15 protein-coding genes are annotated in these 14892 nt (G+C 69.6%); 8 read left to right on the top strand and 7 right to left on the bottom strand.

Annotated features, from left to right (window positions below):
* Positions 1 to 21: 21 nt before the first annotated feature.
* Positions 22 to 576, bottom strand: coding sequence for a DinB family protein (locus BI335_RS19305; protein WP_094432944.1), 555 nt, complete (start codon positions 574 to 576; stop codon positions 22 to 24).
* An 88-nt stretch (positions 577 to 664) separates the two neighbouring features.
* Here BI335_RS19305 and BI335_RS19300 point away from each other — a divergent pair, with 88 nt between their 5' ends.
* The 6 genes from BI335_RS19300 to BI335_RS19275 all read left to right on the top strand — a co-directional run bounded on the left by BI335_RS19300 (position 665) and on the right by BI335_RS19275 (position 8359).
* The gene (locus tag BI335_RS19300) at positions 665 to 1633 is read left to right on the top strand and encodes a helix-turn-helix transcriptional regulator (RefSeq protein ID WP_094432941.1); all 969 of its coding nucleotides are present in this window, start codon (positions 665 to 667) and stop codon (positions 1631 to 1633) included.
* 66 nt (positions 1634 to 1699) lie between these two features.
* Positions 1700 to 3292, top strand: coding sequence for an ABC-F family ATP-binding cassette domain-containing protein (locus BI335_RS19295; RefSeq protein ID WP_094360834.1), 1593 nt, complete (start codon positions 1700 to 1702; stop codon positions 3290 to 3292).
* Between the two features lie 52 nt (positions 3293 to 3344).
* Positions 3345 to 4622, top strand: a complete 1278-nt coding sequence (locus tag BI335_RS19290; protein ID WP_094360832.1) for a GNAT family N-acetyltransferase — start codon at positions 3345 to 3347, stop codon at positions 4620 to 4622.
* An 82-nt stretch (positions 4623 to 4704) separates the two neighbouring features.
* The gene (locus tag BI335_RS22220) at positions 4705 to 5175 is read left to right on the top strand and encodes a helix-turn-helix domain-containing protein (RefSeq protein WP_229117798.1); all 471 of its coding nucleotides are present in this window, start codon (positions 4705 to 4707) and stop codon (positions 5173 to 5175) included.
* A 20-nt stretch (positions 5176 to 5195) separates the two neighbouring features.
* A complete protein-coding gene (locus tag BI335_RS19280) occupies positions 5196 to 7034 on the top strand; it encodes an ABC transporter ATP-binding protein (protein WP_229119698.1) in 1839 nt (612 codons plus the stop codon).
* Between the two features lie 161 nt (positions 7035 to 7195).
* On the top strand, positions 7196 to 8359 hold the full coding sequence (locus tag BI335_RS19275; protein WP_094403796.1) for an MBL fold metallo-hydrolase: 1164 nt from the start codon (positions 7196 to 7198) through the stop codon (positions 8357 to 8359).
* A gap of 484 nt (positions 8360 to 8843) precedes the next feature.
* Here the strand turns inward: BI335_RS19275 and BI335_RS19270 are convergent, their stop codons facing one another.
* From BI335_RS19270 to BI335_RS22215, 4 genes are read right to left on the bottom strand one after another with little or no spacing between them, the layout of a single operon-like run.
* Positions 8844 to 9656, bottom strand: a complete 813-nt coding sequence (locus tag BI335_RS19270) for a putative RNA methyltransferase (RefSeq protein ID WP_094432936.1) — start codon at positions 9654 to 9656, stop codon at positions 8844 to 8846.
* Positions 9657 to 9658: 2 nt separating this feature from the next.
* Positions 9659 to 10420: an SDR family oxidoreductase gene (locus BI335_RS19265; protein WP_094403794.1), complete on the bottom strand. Its 762-nt coding sequence runs from the start codon at positions 10418 to 10420 to the stop codon at positions 9659 to 9661.
* A 23-nt stretch (positions 10421 to 10443) separates the two neighbouring features.
* The gene (locus tag BI335_RS19260) at positions 10444 to 11271 is read right to left on the bottom strand and encodes an SURF1 family cytochrome oxidase biogenesis protein (RefSeq protein ID WP_094432933.1); all 828 of its coding nucleotides are present in this window, start codon (positions 11269 to 11271) and stop codon (positions 10444 to 10446) included.
* A gap of 33 nt (positions 11272 to 11304) precedes the next feature.
* On the bottom strand, positions 11305 to 11565 hold the full coding sequence (locus tag BI335_RS22215; protein WP_094360820.1) for a DUF6457 domain-containing protein: 261 nt from the start codon (positions 11563 to 11565) through the stop codon (positions 11305 to 11307).
* 142 nt (positions 11566 to 11707) lie between these two features.
* Here BI335_RS22215 and moaA point away from each other — a divergent pair, with 142 nt between their 5' ends.
* Complete coding sequence (gene moaA / locus BI335_RS19250; RefSeq protein ID WP_094360818.1) at positions 11708 to 12724, top strand: GTP 3',8-cyclase MoaA; 1017 nt, start codon at positions 11708 to 11710, stop codon at positions 12722 to 12724.
* On the opposite strand, the gene BI335_RS19245 is transcribed toward moaA, so the two are convergent.
* Complete coding sequence (locus BI335_RS19245; RefSeq protein WP_094432930.1) at positions 12711 to 13025, bottom strand: antibiotic biosynthesis monooxygenase family protein; 315 nt, start codon at positions 13023 to 13025, stop codon at positions 12711 to 12713. The genes moaA and BI335_RS19245 overlap by 14 nt on opposite strands.
* An 81-nt stretch (positions 13026 to 13106) precedes the next feature.
* Between BI335_RS19245 and BI335_RS19240 the strand changes: the two genes are divergently transcribed.
* Positions 13107 to 14432, top strand: coding sequence for an ATP-binding protein (locus tag BI335_RS19240; protein WP_094360814.1), 1326 nt, complete (start codon positions 13107 to 13109; stop codon positions 14430 to 14432).
* 47 nt (positions 14433 to 14479) lie between these two features.
* On the opposite strand, the gene BI335_RS19235 is transcribed toward BI335_RS19240, so the two are convergent.
* Complete coding sequence (locus tag BI335_RS19235) at positions 14480 to 14857, bottom strand: DUF3099 domain-containing protein (protein ID WP_094432927.1); 378 nt, start codon at positions 14855 to 14857, stop codon at positions 14480 to 14482.
* Positions 14858 to 14892: the final 35 nt, after the last annotated feature.

Raw genomic sequence — 14892 nt, 5'->3', positions numbered from 1 at the left:
TTCTCCTGTGTGGGTGTGGATTCAGCGATGTGCGTAGAGGTCGCGGAGCAGGGCGATCTCGGCTCCGTGGTGGATGAGTTCACGGTTGATGTGCAGCAGCAGGTCGATCATCGGCCGTTCGGCCCACGGACCCTCGGCCGCACCGACGGGGCGGCTGAGGTCGTCCTCGGTCAGGTCGCGCACCCCGGCGAGCCAGGTGGCGTACTGCTCATCGAGCTGTTGCAACGCCCCGTCGGCGGTCCAGGCGTACTGCCAGCCGACGTAGTCGGCCGGTGGGCCGCCGAAGTGGCTCGCGTTCCGGACCGCGAGTACGCCGACGATGACGTGCCCCAGCCGCCAGGCGATGGTGGTCACCGGGGCGGGATCGGGTTCGGGGTAGGCGAAGTCGATCTCCACCTCACCGCCACCGGCGGCCATCGGGGTGTGTCCGGTGCCCCTGGGGTGGATGGTCCAGCTCCCGGGCACCGGTTCCCAGCGGTATTCCTCGTCGGTGAGTCCCTCGAACCGGGGGCGGAGCTGGTTGGTCCAGTGCCAGTCGATCTGCTCGATGATCGCGGGCAGCGGCGGGGTCTGCATGGCGCCTCCTCGTTGTGGTTGGCCTGTGGGACCAGCCTCGCGGGTGTACAGGACAGATTCTGTCCGCTATCGGTGAGAAGCTCGGTGCATGGCGGAAACAACCTGGCGGGTCCTCACCCTGCTCAGCCTGCTCGAGTCCCGGGCCACCTGGTCGGGCCCGGAGCTGGCCGCGGAGCTCGGCGTGACCACCCGGACCATCCGGCGGGATGTGGAGCGGCTCCGGGAACTGGGCTATCCGGTGCACGGTGAACAGGGCACCGAGGGCGGCTACCGGCTCGGCCGCGGCCGACGGTTGCCACCGCTGGTGCTGGACGACGACGAGGCCGTCGCGGTCGCCCTCTGCCTGCGCGCCGGGGCCGCCGGGGTCCTGCTCGGGGTCGAGGAGCAGGCGCTGCGGGCCCTCACCAAGCTCGACCAGGTGCTGCCTGCGCGGCTGAGCGCCAAGGTGCATGCCATCGACGACGCGACCGCGGCCCTGCCCAGCGGCGCCGGCCCCCGGGTGGACACCGGGATGCTGACCCGGCTCGCGCACGGCTGCCAGCAGCGCGTGCGGGCCCGGCTCGGCTACACCGCGCGCAGCGGTGAGAGCAGCGAGCGGCACGTCGAGCCCTATCGACTGGTGACCACCGGGCGGCTCTGGTACCTGTTCTGCTTCGATCTGGACCGACAGGACTGGCGCACCTTCCGGCTGGACCGGATCACCGACCTGCACGTCACCACCTTCCGCTTCCGGCCTCGGCCCAGCCCGGACCCGGTCGCGCACGTCCGGCGCGCCTTCGCCAACCGTCCCGCCTGGGCGTACACCGTGACGGTCGTCTACGACGCTCCGCTGGACGCGGTGACCGCACGGATCCCGGCCCGGTACGCCGACTGCGCGACCATCCCCGACGGCCGGACGCAGGTGGTGGCCGGTGCCGACGAGCTCGAGCAGCTCGCGATGCACCTCGCCTGGGCCGCGATCGACCTCGATGCCGAGCTCGAGGTCATCGAACCAGCGGAGCTGCGCGTGGAGCTCCGTCGGCTCGCCGACCAGGTCGCTGGGTACGCGGGTCGGTGACCCGCCAGGTCCGCCGTCGGTGAAATCGATTTGGACCCGCCCGCCCGGTACGGGATCATTGCAGAAATGTTGAGTGTCAGGGATCTGGAGGTCCGCGCCGGGGCGCGGTTGTTGCTCTCCCCGGTGTCGTTCCAGGTGACCCCCGGTGACAAGATCGGCCTCGTCGGCCGCAACGGCGCCGGCAAGACCACGATGACCAAGATCCTTGCCGGTGAGGCCCAGCCCGCTGCCGGACAGGTCTCGCGCACCGGCAAGATCGGTTATCTGCCGCAGGACCCGAAGACCGGTGATCTCGATGTCCTGGCCCGGGACCGGATCCTGTCCGCGCGCGGACTGGACGGCATCCTGCGCCGGCTGGAGTCCTACTCCGAGCAGATGGGCGATCCGGAGACCCATGACAAGGCGATGGCCTCCTACACCCGCGCCGAGGCCGAGCTCACCGCGGCCGGCGGGTACGCCGCAGAGGCCGAGGCGGCCCGGATCTCGGCGAACCTCGGCCTGCCCGACCGGGTGTTGACCCAGCCGCTGCACACCCTCTCCGGCGGCCAGCGGCGCCGGGTCGAACTCGCCCGGATCCTCTTCTCCGACGCGGATTCGCTGCTGCTGGACGAACCGACCAACCACCTCGACGCCGACTCGATCACCTGGCTGCGCGGGTTCCTGCAGGGCTATCCCGGTTCGGTGCTGATGATCTCCCACGACACCGGCCTGCTCGATGCGACGGTCACCAAGGTTTTCCACCTGGACGCGAATCGCGCCGAGCTGGACATCTATTCGATGAACTGGAAGCGCTACCTGCAGCAGCGCGAGACCGACGAGAAGCGCCGCCGTCGGGAACGGCTGAATGCGGAGCGCAAGGCCGACCAGCTGCTCACCCAGGCCGCCAAGATGGGCGCCAAGGCGACCAAGGCCGTCGCGGCACAGAACATGGCCCGACGCGCGGAGAAGCTGCTCTCCGGGATCGAGGGCGAGCGGGTGCAGGACCGGGTGGCCCGGATCCGCTTCCCCGAACCGGCCTCCTGCGGCAAGACCCCGCTGATGGCCGAGGGACTGTCCAAGTCCTACGGTTCGCTGGAGGTCTTCACCGCCGTCGATCTGGCCATCGACCGCGGCAACAAGGTCGTGGTGATCGGCCTCAACGGTGCCGGAAAGACAACCCTGCTGAGGATTCTGGCCGGTGTCGAGGCACCGGACACCGGGGGAGTGGTACCCGGTCACGGGCTGCGGATCGGTTACTTCGCGCAGGAACACGACACCATCGACACCTCGCGTACCGTGCTGGAGAACATGGTCTCCTCCTCGCCCGACCTGAACGAGACCGAGGTGCGCAAGATCCTCGGTTCCTTCCTGTTCACCGGTGACGACGTGGACAAGCCGGCGCGGGTGCTCTCCGGTGGTGAGAAGACCCGACTGTCGCTGGCGATGCTGGTGGTCTCCGGTGCCAACGTGCTGCTGCTCGACGAGCCGACCAACAACCTCGACCCGGCCTCCCGCAACGAGGTGCTGGAGGCGATCCGCACCTACCAGGGCGCGGTCGTGCTGGTCACCCACGACGACGGCGCCGCCGAGGCCCTCGAACCCGACCGCGTGCTGCTGCTGCCCGACGGGGTGGAGGATCACTGGAACGCTGAATACGCGGAGTTGATCGAGCTGGCCTGAGGCCCGTTCGGCGCGTTCGTGCGCTCCACCCTCGGCCGGTAGGCTGTCCGGAATGGAGCTCGAGCACCGCACTTTCCGCACCACCTCGGACCAGATCGAGGACAACCCCGAATTCCGTGACTGGTGGCAGGCCGTCCATCTGGGATTCCATCAGGGGCTTGCCCAGAACGAGACGATCGAGTGGACGCTGCGGCAGAGCGTCGCCGACAACTGGCAGCTGCGCGGGGTCTACGACACCGACCTGCCCGCCGAGGCGCTCTCCGGCGACGTACCGATCGGCACCTTCGTCAGCTTCGAGAAGACCCTCAACGTCGGCGCCGGCAAGCTGCTGCCGATCCACCTGATCTCCGAGGTCACCGTCCGGCCGACCCATCGTCGCCGCGGGATTCTCCGCACGATGATGACCGAGGACCTCACCGGCGCCCGGGACGCCGGCCACTCCCTGGCCGCGCTGACCGCCACCGAGGCGACCATCTACGGCCGCTTCGGCTTCGGGCCGGCGACCTATCTGCAGCGGATCCGGGTCGACACCGGTCAGGACTTCCAGCTGCGCCATTCGACCACCGGCCGCGTCGAGCTGACCGATCAGGAGACGATGGGCCGGGTCGCGCCGGAGATCTACGCCCGCTTCCACGAGCGGGTCTACGGATCGATCGGCCGCAAGCATCTGTACGCCGAGGAGCGGGCCGGGCTCTTCGACCACAACGAGGAGAAGCGCAACCGCAAGGTCCGCAACTCCCTGCACTTCGACGAGCAGGGCCGCCCCGACGGCTTCGTCAGCTACAGCGTGAACGACACCGAGAGCGGCAAGATCACCATCAACGTGCTCGACCTCTGCGCGGTCGGCGGCCAGGCCGAACTGGCGCTGTGGGAATTCCTCGGCGCGATCGACCTGGTGCAGCAGGTCACCTGGCGCGAGGCACCGGTCGACCACTCGCTGAAGTGGGCGCTGGTGAACCAGCGCGGCTACCACGAGGAGTCGATGTCGGACCGGCTCTGGCTGCGGGTCCTCGACCCGATCGGCGCGCTGCAGGGCCGGGCGTACGCCTGTGGTGACCTCGGGTTGACGATGCAGATCGATGACCGGATGGGCCTGGCCGACGGGCGCTTCCAGGTGAGCGTCAGCGGCGGTGAGGCCACGGTCACCGCGACCGACGCCGAGCCCGACGTCCAGCTCGGCGCCGAGGAACTGGCCTCGCTCTACCTCGGCGGGGTGGATCCGGGGGCGCTCGCGGTCGCCGGCCGGGTGCGCGGCGATGAGGAGGCGATCGGCCGGTTGCGTTCGCTGTTCGCCGGCTTCGGCAGCCCCTGGACCAACACCATGTTCTGAGCTCCACCCACCCCGGCGTTTCGGAGCATCCGATAGAGTTCCCGGCGTACCCGGGGAGACGGCACGCTGACAGGAGGTAACGATGGCAGCGACCCCGCCGCCCTACGGCAAAGGAGCGCGAATCGTCGGTGCCGCGCGCACCGATCTCTCCGCCGCCCTCTGCCGTCGGTACGTGGCCGGGGAGTCGATCCGATCGATGGCCGCCGATGTGGGCCGCTCCTACGGGTTCGTGCAGGCCCTGCTGAAGGAGCAGGGCATCGTGCTGCGCTCGCGGGGCGGGGCCACCCGCGGAGCCGAGGCGATCGCCCGCCGCGAGGCGGTCCAGCAACAGGTGGAGCAGGTCCGCGCCGAGCTCGGCGACGGCGTACCGACCGCCACGATCGATGCCCCTGATGCCGCCGGACCGGAGCCGGTGAAGACGAAGAAGCTCAAGGGCGACAAGTCCGCAAAGCCCGGCAAGAAAGAGAAATCCGGGAAGAAGGACAAGAAGCCCGGCAAGAAGGACAAGTCCGCGAAGTCCAAGAAGGACAAGAAGGACAAGAAGTCTGGATGAGCAGTCCCGGTGGTGGACCCATGGGACCACTCGGCGGGATGCGTCGTGACCGCGCGGTGGTGCACCACGAGCTGGGTCAGGGTGTGGTTCGCCGGGTGCTCGGTTATGCCAGGCCGTACACCCGGCTGATCGTCGTCTTCCTGCTGCTGATCATCGCCGCCGCCGTGCTGGGGGTGCTGCCGCCGCTGCTGTTCAAGCAGATCATCGACGTCGGCGTGCTCGGCGGCAACGCGGCGGTGGTGGTCCGGCTGCCCCTGCTGGTCGCGCTGATCGCGGTGCTCGACGGGGTGCTGTCCCTGGTGCAGCGCTGGTGCTCGGCCCGGATCGGTGAGGGACTGATCCTCGACCTGCGCACCCAGGTGTTCGACCATGTCCAGTCGATGCCGATCGCCTTCTTCACCCGCACCCAGACCGGCAAGCTGGTCTCCCGGCTGAACACCGATGTGATCGGCGCTCAGCAGGCGTTCACCTCGATCCTGTCCACCTCGGTGTCCAACATCATCTCGCTCACCCTCACCCTGATCGCGATGCTGGTGCTGTCCTGGCAGCTCACCCTGGCTGCGCTGGTGCTGCTGCCGATCTTCCTGATCCCGGCACGGATCATGGGCGCGCGGTTGGCCGGGCTGACCCGGGAACAGATGACCTACAACGCCGACCTGTCGGCGACCATGACCGAGCGGTTCAGCGTCTCCGGGGCATTGCTGGTGAAGCTCTTCGGCCGCAGCGCCGCCGAGCACGACGCCTTCGCCGAGCGGGCCACAGCGATCCGCCAGGTCTCGGTACGGATCGCGATGAACACCCGCTTCTTCATGGTCGCGATGACGATGGTGGCCGCGTTGGCGACCGCGCTCGTCTACGGCGTCGGCGGCTGGCTGGCGATCGGCGGGTCCCTCTCGGTCGGTACGCTCACCGCGCTGGCCGGGTTGCTGGCCCGGCTCTACGGGCCGCTGACCCAGCTGACCAACCTGCGCGTCGATGTGATGAGCGCGCTGGTCAGCTTCGAGCGGGTCTTCGAGATCCTCGATCTCAAACCCTCGATCGCCGACGCCGCCGATGCCCGCGACTTCTCCGGACGGGCGAGCGTACGCTTCCGCGGCGTCGGCTTCCACTACCCGGACGCGGACGAGGTTTCGCTGTCCTCATTGGAATCCACGGCCCGGCCGGCGAGCAGCGAGGGCCAGCAGGTGCTCACCGGCATCGACTTCACCGCCGAGCCCGGGCACACCGTCGCCCTGGTCGGCCCATCCGGTGCCGGCAAGACGACGCTGACCCATCTGGTGGCCCGGCTCTACGACGTCACCGCCGGTGCGGTCGAGGTCGGTGGCGACGATGTGCGCGAGCTGACCCTGCAGTCGTTGCAGCAGTCGGTCGGATACGTCACCCAGGACGCGCACATGTTCCACGACACCATCGCGGCCAACCTCCGCTATGCGCGGCCGGAGGCCACCGATGAGCAGCTCTGGCAGGCACTGCGGGCGGCCCAGATCGATGGACTGGTGCACGAGCTCGCCGACGGTCTGGACACGGTGGTCGGGGAGCGCGGCTATCGGCTCTCCGGTGGTGAACGGCAGCGACTCGCGATCGCCCGGCTGCTGCTCAAGGCGCCGCCGATCGTGATCCTCGACGAAGCCACGGCCCATCTGGACTCCGAATCCGAGGCGGCCGTGCAGCGGGCACTGGACACCGCGATGACCGGGCGTACCTCGCTGGTGATCGCACACCGGTTGTCCACCGTCCGCGACGCCGACGAGATCCTGGTGCTGCGGCAGGGCCGGATCGTCGAGCGTGGCCGGCACCCCGACCTGCTGGCCGCCGAGGGGCTCTACGCCGAGTTGTATCGGACGCAGTTCGCCGAGTGACGCCCCGAGCGGTTTCGGCGGCCGAGCATCAACTGTCCACAATGCGTTCCGAGCGGTGAGACAGGGTTGAAAGTGGATATTGCCCTCGGGCCGCTCCTGCTTCGGTGACTGGACCCAGATCACCGGAATCCCCGCTGCGGCAGGGAGACGAGAGGAACCCGATGGACAACGACGTTCAGCACACATCGCTGCCCGATCCCGAGCCCGATCGACCCCTGCTGTCGGGGTGGGGGCGGCGCACCTTCCTGCGCACCGCATCGATCGGCGGCCTGGTCGCCGGGGTCGGTGTGCTCGGCAGCGCCTCGGCGTTCGCAGCGGAACCGGGCACCGGACCCAACCGGCCGTTCGGGAAGTTCGAACTGCTGCTGCTCGGCACCCAGGGCGGCCCGCCGCCCGAACCCGACCGGGCCGGCATCTCGAGCGTCCTGGTCGTCGATGGACGCAGTTATGTGATCGACTGCGGACGGGCATCGGTCACCCAGTACAAGAAGTCCGGGCTGTCGTTCGACTCGCTCGAGGCGATCTTCCTGACCCATCTGCACATGGACCACCTGGCCGACTACTACAACTTCCTGGTGCTGGGCGGACTGCCGTCGAGTCAGAAGAACGACATGATCCGCTCCCAGATCCCGGTCTACGGACCGGGTCCGGCGGGCGGTCTGCCACCTGCCTACGGCGGTGGCGAGGTCGGCACGGTCAATCCGGAGAACCCGACCCCGGGGACGCGTGCCCTCACCGAATATCTCGACCAGGCCTTCGCCTACAGCACCAATGTTTTCATGCGTGACAACGCATTCCGCGACATCCGGGAACTGCGGCGCATCACCGAGATCATGCCGCCGGCCTCGGCGGGTGCGTCCGCGCTCGGTGACACCGCGCCCAGGATGCGGCCGTTCACGGTGATGGAGGACGACCGGATCCGGGTGACTGCGACCCTGGTGCCGCACGGGCCGATCTTCCCGGCGTACGCCTTCCGGTTCGACACCGACTACGGCTCGATCACCTTCTCCGGCGACACCCGGCGCAGCGAGAACCTGATCGAGTTGGCCCGGGGCAGCGACATCCTGGTGCACGAGGCCATCGGTGACCCGCGGAAGTTCGGCATGTCGGACGAGGCGCTGGAGCACATGCTGCAGTCACACGTCCTGGTGGACGAGTGCGGCCCGATCGCGCATCAGGCCGATGTGCCGCACCTGGTGTTCTCGCACCTCGTCGAGTGGGGCAAACCGGTGAACATCGGTGAGTGGACCCGGCTCGGCCGCAAGGGCTACAGCGGCAAGGTCACCGTCGGTCGCGATCTGGACCGGTTCGCGATCAGGCGCTGATCCGCGCCGGCCCGGTCTCGCGCTGCACCCGTACCCACCCCCACCACGCGATCCAGCGAACCGTCCGTGCAACTCCCTAGCCCTGCGGGGTGAGCTGGATGCACGCACGGTTCGCTGGATCGTCACCTCGGGTAGCGCGCCGGGTGATCCGGTTCGCGACGGCTTCACGACCACCGGCACTGGTGTCCGGGACCGTCCCACCTCCAGCGTGGCCTGCGAAATTTGCGGCTCGATCGCCGAATCGACCGATCTGGCACCGATTGGAAATCGAGCCGCAGATTTCGGTGGGGCCGAGCGGCGGGAGCTCGTGTTCGCGGGGTGTTCGCCGTAATCGGATGGTGGTCCGGTGCGCGGCTCCTGGGGTCCGATCTGGAGCTCGGCCGGGGCCCATCTCGACACGCTCGCTGCGCGAGCTGCTCGATGAGCGTGGTGGGTGTCGCTGCGCGAGCTGCTCGATGAGCGTGGTGGAGTGTCGCTGCGCGAGCTACTCGATGGGCGTGGGGGTGTGGCCGAAGATCGAGAGGCGTACCGAGACGGTCACGGTGGCGCGGTCGGGGACGGCGGGATCGCTGTGGTGGAAGGCATTCGGGCCCAACAGCACCAACCGACGCAGATCCTCCGCAGCCAGGGTGACCTCGAACTCCAGGGGCCGGGTGTCGAGCAGAGCGAGTTCCGGGGTCATGCTGCGCAGCAACCGCTCCTGTTTGCCGGCTTCGACCTCCAGCAGGCCCAGCTCGGTGCGCAGTTCGGCCAGGTGCCGCTCGGTGGGGGTGAGCACCAGCAACCGCCCCTCGGGTGCCAGCATCCGCGCGAAGTCGGTGGGATTGCGGGGCGCGAAGACGCAGAGCAGGGTGTCCGCGACGCCGTCGGCGACCGGGAGGCCGGCCCAGGTGTCCGCGACGATCGCCCCGGCCCGCGGCACCCGGGCGGCGCGCCGGCAGGCGTACGCCGACAGGTCGGCCGCGACGCCGCGCGCGTCGGACCCGAGCGCAGCCAACACCCCGGCCAGGTAGTGACCGGTGCCGGCGCCCGCCTCCACCACCCGCGACCCGACGGCCGCGTCGGCGAGCAGCTCCACCAGTGGCCGGAAAGGCCCACCGGCAAGGAAATCTGCGCGCGCGGCGACCATCTCGGCGGTATCGGCGTGCGCGGGGGCCGCGTGGCCGAGCAGATTCACATAACCCTGCCTGGCCAGATCGAAACGATGCCCGCCGGTGCACTCCAGCACCCGTTCGGTGACCCGCACCTGGTCCCGGCAGAGCGGGCAGCGGAGCAGGTCGGTGACCTCGGCGAGCACGGTCAGGGGGTTGCCAGGACGCCGCCGTCGACGGGGATCGTCGTCCCGCTGACGTATCCGGCGGCGGGGGAGAGCAGGAAACACGCGACCCGGCCGAACTCGGCAGGGTCGCCGATCCGGCCCAGCGGGATCCGGGCCGCGGTCTGCTGCCGCTGCCGGTCCGGATCGTCTGCCTGCTCCATCGACCATTGCAACCGTTCGGTGGCGATCGACCCCGGCATCAACCCGAAGAGCCGCACACCGCGCGGGCCGAGCTCGGCGGCGTACTGGCTGACCAGATTCGCCAGACCGGGCCGCAACCCGTTCGAGATCGTCAATCCCGGCAGCCAGACCTTCACCGAGGTGGACAGCACCAGGCCGATCGCGAGGTCATCGGCGGTACCGAGCTCGACCACCGCATCGATGGTGCGGATCGCGGCCAGGAAGACCGACTCGAACGCGGCCCGCCACTGGTCGTCGCTGTTCTCCAACGATTTCCCACCCGGCGGACCACCGACCGAGATCATCGCACCGTCGAGCCGGCCGAAGGTGTCCAGGGCCAACCGGCAGGCCTGCTCCGGGACCCCGGGCTCGGCCAGGTCAGCGGTCAGCGTGACCGCCCGATCCTCACCGAGCTGCGCCCGGCGCTCGGCCAACAGCTCCTCGCGGCGCGCCACCAGCACCACGCGGGCACCCTCGGCGACGAGTTGTTCGGCGGTGGCGAAGCCGAGGCCGGAGCTGGCGGCGGTGACCACGAAGACGCGGTCGGTGAGTCCGAGGTCCATGGGTTCGATCGTCCTTTCGGGGGTCAGCGGCTGCTGGCGTTCTCCTGCTGGCGTAGCGAATCCGGGTCCTCATCCGGTCGCGGATCGGTATCGGGGTCCGGGTCGGCGGCGGCCCGCTCCCGCGCGGCGCGCAGCTTGCGGCGGTCCCGGATGTCACCGCGGATCAGCACGACCAGGCCGACGACACCGATCACGGTGAACAGGAACCACTGGATCGCATAGGACAGGTGCGGGCCCTCGCCGAGGTCGGGCAGCGACAGCGGCTGCAGGCCGCCGGTCTGTTCGGGTTGCACGGTGATCGCCGACAGGTATCCGTTCACCACCGGATAGGGGAGCGCCTTGGCGATCGCGCCGGAGTTGATCAACCGGACCTGGTTGTTCACCGGATCGATCGCGGTGGACTTGCCCTGCTCGTCGCGACGGACGTGGCCGACCACCTCGACCGGACCCGTCGGCGCGGGCGGGAGGGTGTCGGGGATCCGTTGCCCCCGGGGCACCGGGATGAAGCCGCGGTCGACCAGCAGCACCTGACCGCTCTCGGTGCGCAGGGGGGTCACGATCTCGTACCCGGGCTCGGAATTGTTGGCCCGATAGCGCACCTGGAACTGCTGCGAGGTGTCGAAGGTGCCACGGACGCGGACCCGCTGCCACTGGTCGGCGTCGGTGATCCGCTTGGTGAAGACCTGCTCGAAATCCCGGACCGGGGCGGCATCGTTGGTGACCACGATGCGGTTCTGTTCGCGTCGTTCCTCGAGCCGACGCAACTGCCACTCACCGAGATTGACGAAGGTCACCGCCATCACGGTGGCGAACAGCAGCAGGGCGACCCACCGCAGCCACAACCTCTTCACCCGGCCACCCTACTCGCTGGCACTGCGGCGTACTCAGTCGTCGCCCGGTTCACCCATCGACTGGGCCAACTCGGTGGCCTTCGCGGCGGCGGCGCCCAGGCTCTCCCCGCGGCCGACGGAGACGCCGACCAGGAAGGCGGTCAGTGGAGCGGCGGGCCGGGTGATCTCGTGCGCCGCGTCGCGGGCCAGATCGAGCAGGATGTGCATCGACTCCTCATCGATCCGGTAGCCGTTGTCCAACTGGTCGCTGAGCGCGTCCAACCATTCCTGCAGGCCGACGGAGTCCTCGCCCATCGCTCTCCTCCGCTGTCTTCTCGCCGGTTCGGCGCCGTGGTCGCGCCGTTCAAGGTCCCAGCGATCATGACATGGGCCATCCGGCGGGCCGTCGGCGGCCCCGCCGCCGAGGCCCCGAGGTGCCCGCCCGTAGAATCGACCCATGGCTGAACGCACCCTGTTGCCGCTGGCGGATCGCCACGGTCGAGTCGCGACCGACCTGCGGGTCTCGTTGACCGACCGGTGCAACCTGCGTTGCACCTACTGCATGCCCGCCGAAGGCCTGCCCTGGTTGCCCAAGGACGAGATCCTGAGCAACGACGAACTGCTGCGATTGATCCGGATCGGCGTCGAGCGGCTCGGCATCACCACCGTGCGGCTGACCGGAGGTGAGCCGCTGCTGCGCCCCGACCTGGAGGATCTGGTCGCCGGCATCGCGGCCCTCGAACCGCGCCCCGGGATCGCCCTGACCAGCAACGGCATCGGCCTGGCCCGCCGTGCGGAGGGGCTGGCCGCCGCGGGACTGAACCGGGTGAACATCTCCCTGGACACCCTGCAGCCGGAGGTGTTCCGCCAGCTCAGTCGGCGCAACCGGCTCGGCGACGTGCTGGCCGGGGTCGCCGCCGCACGGCTGGTCGGGCTGGACCCGGTGAAGATCAACACCGTGCTGATGCGTGGGGTGAATCACACCGAGGCGGCGGACCTGGTCGCCTGGGCGATGAAGGAGGGCGTGCAGCTCCGATTCATCGAGCAGATGCCGCTGGATGCCCAGCATGGTTGGGATCGCAGCGAGATGGTCACCGCGGCCGAGGCGATGGAACTGGTCGCCGAGCGCTTCGAGCTGGCCGAGGACGCGGAGGTCGCGGCGGCGCGCGGTTCGGCCCCGGCGGAGTTGTTCCGCGTCGTCGGTACGCCGCATCAGGTCGGCTTCATCGCTGCGGTCACCCGGCCCTTCTGCGGCAACTGCGACCGGGTCCGGTTGACCGCCGACGGGCAGATCCGCAACTGCCTGTTCGCCCGCACCGAATCCGATCTGCGGGCCGCGCTGCGCTCCGGAGCCGAGGACGCCGAGATCGCCGAGCGCTGGCGGATCGCGGTGCTCGGCAAGCTGCCCGGCCATGGCATCGACGATCCGAGCTTCCTGCAGCCGGATCGCCCGATGAGCGCTATCGGCGGATGAGTTCGGTGAAGTGGTCGACGGCGGGCACCGGATCGTAGAAGTGGTGCAGTGCCGCGCGCCAGAGCTGGTAGTCCGCGGACTCCCGGAAGCCGACCGTGTGATCGGTGAGCCGATCCCACTCGACCTGCAGCAGATACTCGTTCGGCCGCTCGACGCAGCGCGACAGGCGCAGCGTCCGGAAACCCCGCTGGCGTTCGATGATCGGCACCGCCTCGGCGAACGCCCGCTCGAACTCGGTCTCCCGTCCGGGGCGTACCGGCAGGATCACCGATTCCAGGCAGTCGGTCCGCGGGGTGGTCATGGCGGCACGCTATCGAGATGGGTGACAACCCCACCGAATGAGTTATAACTTGGGCAGAGTTATAAGGCGATTGGTGGTGTGATGCGAACCCAGCTGTATCGCTCCGGGGCGGGGCTGATGCCGCCCGAACTGGCCGGCCGCGATGACGAGCTGCGCGGCTGGCGGCTCGCCCTCAACGATGCCCGGGTGGTCGGGAGGTTCGCCGGCGGGGACCGCGTCTGGACCGGGCTGCGCGGGGTCGGCAAGTCGGTGCTGCTGCGCCGGATGGCCGACGACGCGCGCGCCCACCACTTCGAGGTGCTGGCACTGCAGGGCGACCAGTCCTCGGCGCTGGTCCGGGCGATCCAGGTGAGCGCCAGCACCCGCGCGGAGAAGGGGATCGGGGCCTGGGGTCGGGCCGCCAAGGCACTCGGCCGGATCACCGCGGTCTCCGCCCAGGGGCCGGTCGGGATCAAGGCCCAGGTCGACTTCGCCGGGCGTACGCCGCCCGATCCGGATCAGGTGCACCCGGCGGCCGTCGCCGAGGTGCTGGCCGACCTGGCGACCGCACTGCGTGACCACGCCGGTGGTGGCCTGGTGCTGATGGTCGACGAACTGCAGATGTCGCGGCCCGACGACCTGCGCACCCTCGGCGGCGTACTCAACCACCTCAATCAGCATCTCGATCAGGCGCCGATCCTGTTCGTCGGCGCCGGGCTGCCGAACCTGCGGGACCGGATGGTCGGCCCGGATGCGGACCATCCGCTGATCACCAATCCCGAACGGCTCTTCCGCTTCCACCACCTGCCGGCGCATCTCGACGCGGACGCCGCGCGGGACGCGCTGATCAAACCCGCACTGCGGATCGGGTCCGGCTGGGAACCCGAGGCGGTGGAGCTCGTGCTGAAACGGACGATGCGCTATCCCGCGCATCTGCAGGCGTACGCCGACCTGGCCTGGCAGCGCGGCGCCGGCACCGCACCGGTCACCGGTACCGATGTCGCCGACGCCACCGGGGACGCGGAACTGTTCATCGCCGAGCAGTACCTGGCGCCGCGCTGGAATCGGCTCAGCGACCGGCAGCGGGAATACCTCACCGCACTCGCGGTCTGCGAGGGGCGCGCCGGTTCCGGTGAGGTGGCCGCGGTGCTGGGGCGTCGGGTGGGGGAGGTGAGCTCCTTCCGTGAGGCGCTGATGACCCGCGGTGAGATCTTCGACCCGGCGTACGGCACCGTCGAGCTGACCATGCCGGCGATGCGGGAGTTCGCGCTGCGGCACTATCCGCAGGCCCGTACCCGGGCCGAGGTCGACCTGGTCGCGCCGAAGGTGATGGTCGCCAACCGCACGCAGTGGCTGGCCGAGCGGGCCGAGAAGCGTGGCGAGGTCCCCGAGGAGTTTCCGCCGGAACTGCTGCGCCGCGACGAATGACCCCCGGCACGTTCCCTGAGCGAGGAGCGCAGCGACGAGTCGAAGGGTCAGCGGTCGTCGTCCACCACTTCGCCCGGTACGACCTCGGTGGAGCGTTCGGGCAGCGCGGGACGATCGGTGTCCGGCAGCGGGGCTGCGCGACTGCCCTCACCGCGCTTGTCGATGACGTTGGCCAGCATCACCGCGATCGCGGGCAGGAACGCCGCCCCGACCAGCAGCACCCAGCGCCCCACACCGCCGATGAAGATCATCCCGATGAAGCAGGCGACGCGGATTCCCATGGTGAGCAGGTAGCGACGCTCCCGGGCCGACAGATCCGAGGACCGGCCCGGACGCACGCTGGTGATCACCGCCTGGGCGCCCCGGGACCGACCGCCGTGCGGGCCCACTCGCGTCGCGCCGTTGCCGGCTCCTGCAGTTGCCATCGCGCCAGCATACGCTGGGGCCTTCCGCCGCGCGC

Source organism: Enemella evansiae (assembly GCF_002250705.1).
GTDB lineage: Bacteria > Actinomycetota > Actinomycetes > Propionibacteriales > Propionibacteriaceae > Enemella > Enemella evansiae.
Note: the sequence above shows the minus strand (reverse complement) of the source record. Positions and strands in the feature narration are given on the sequence as shown.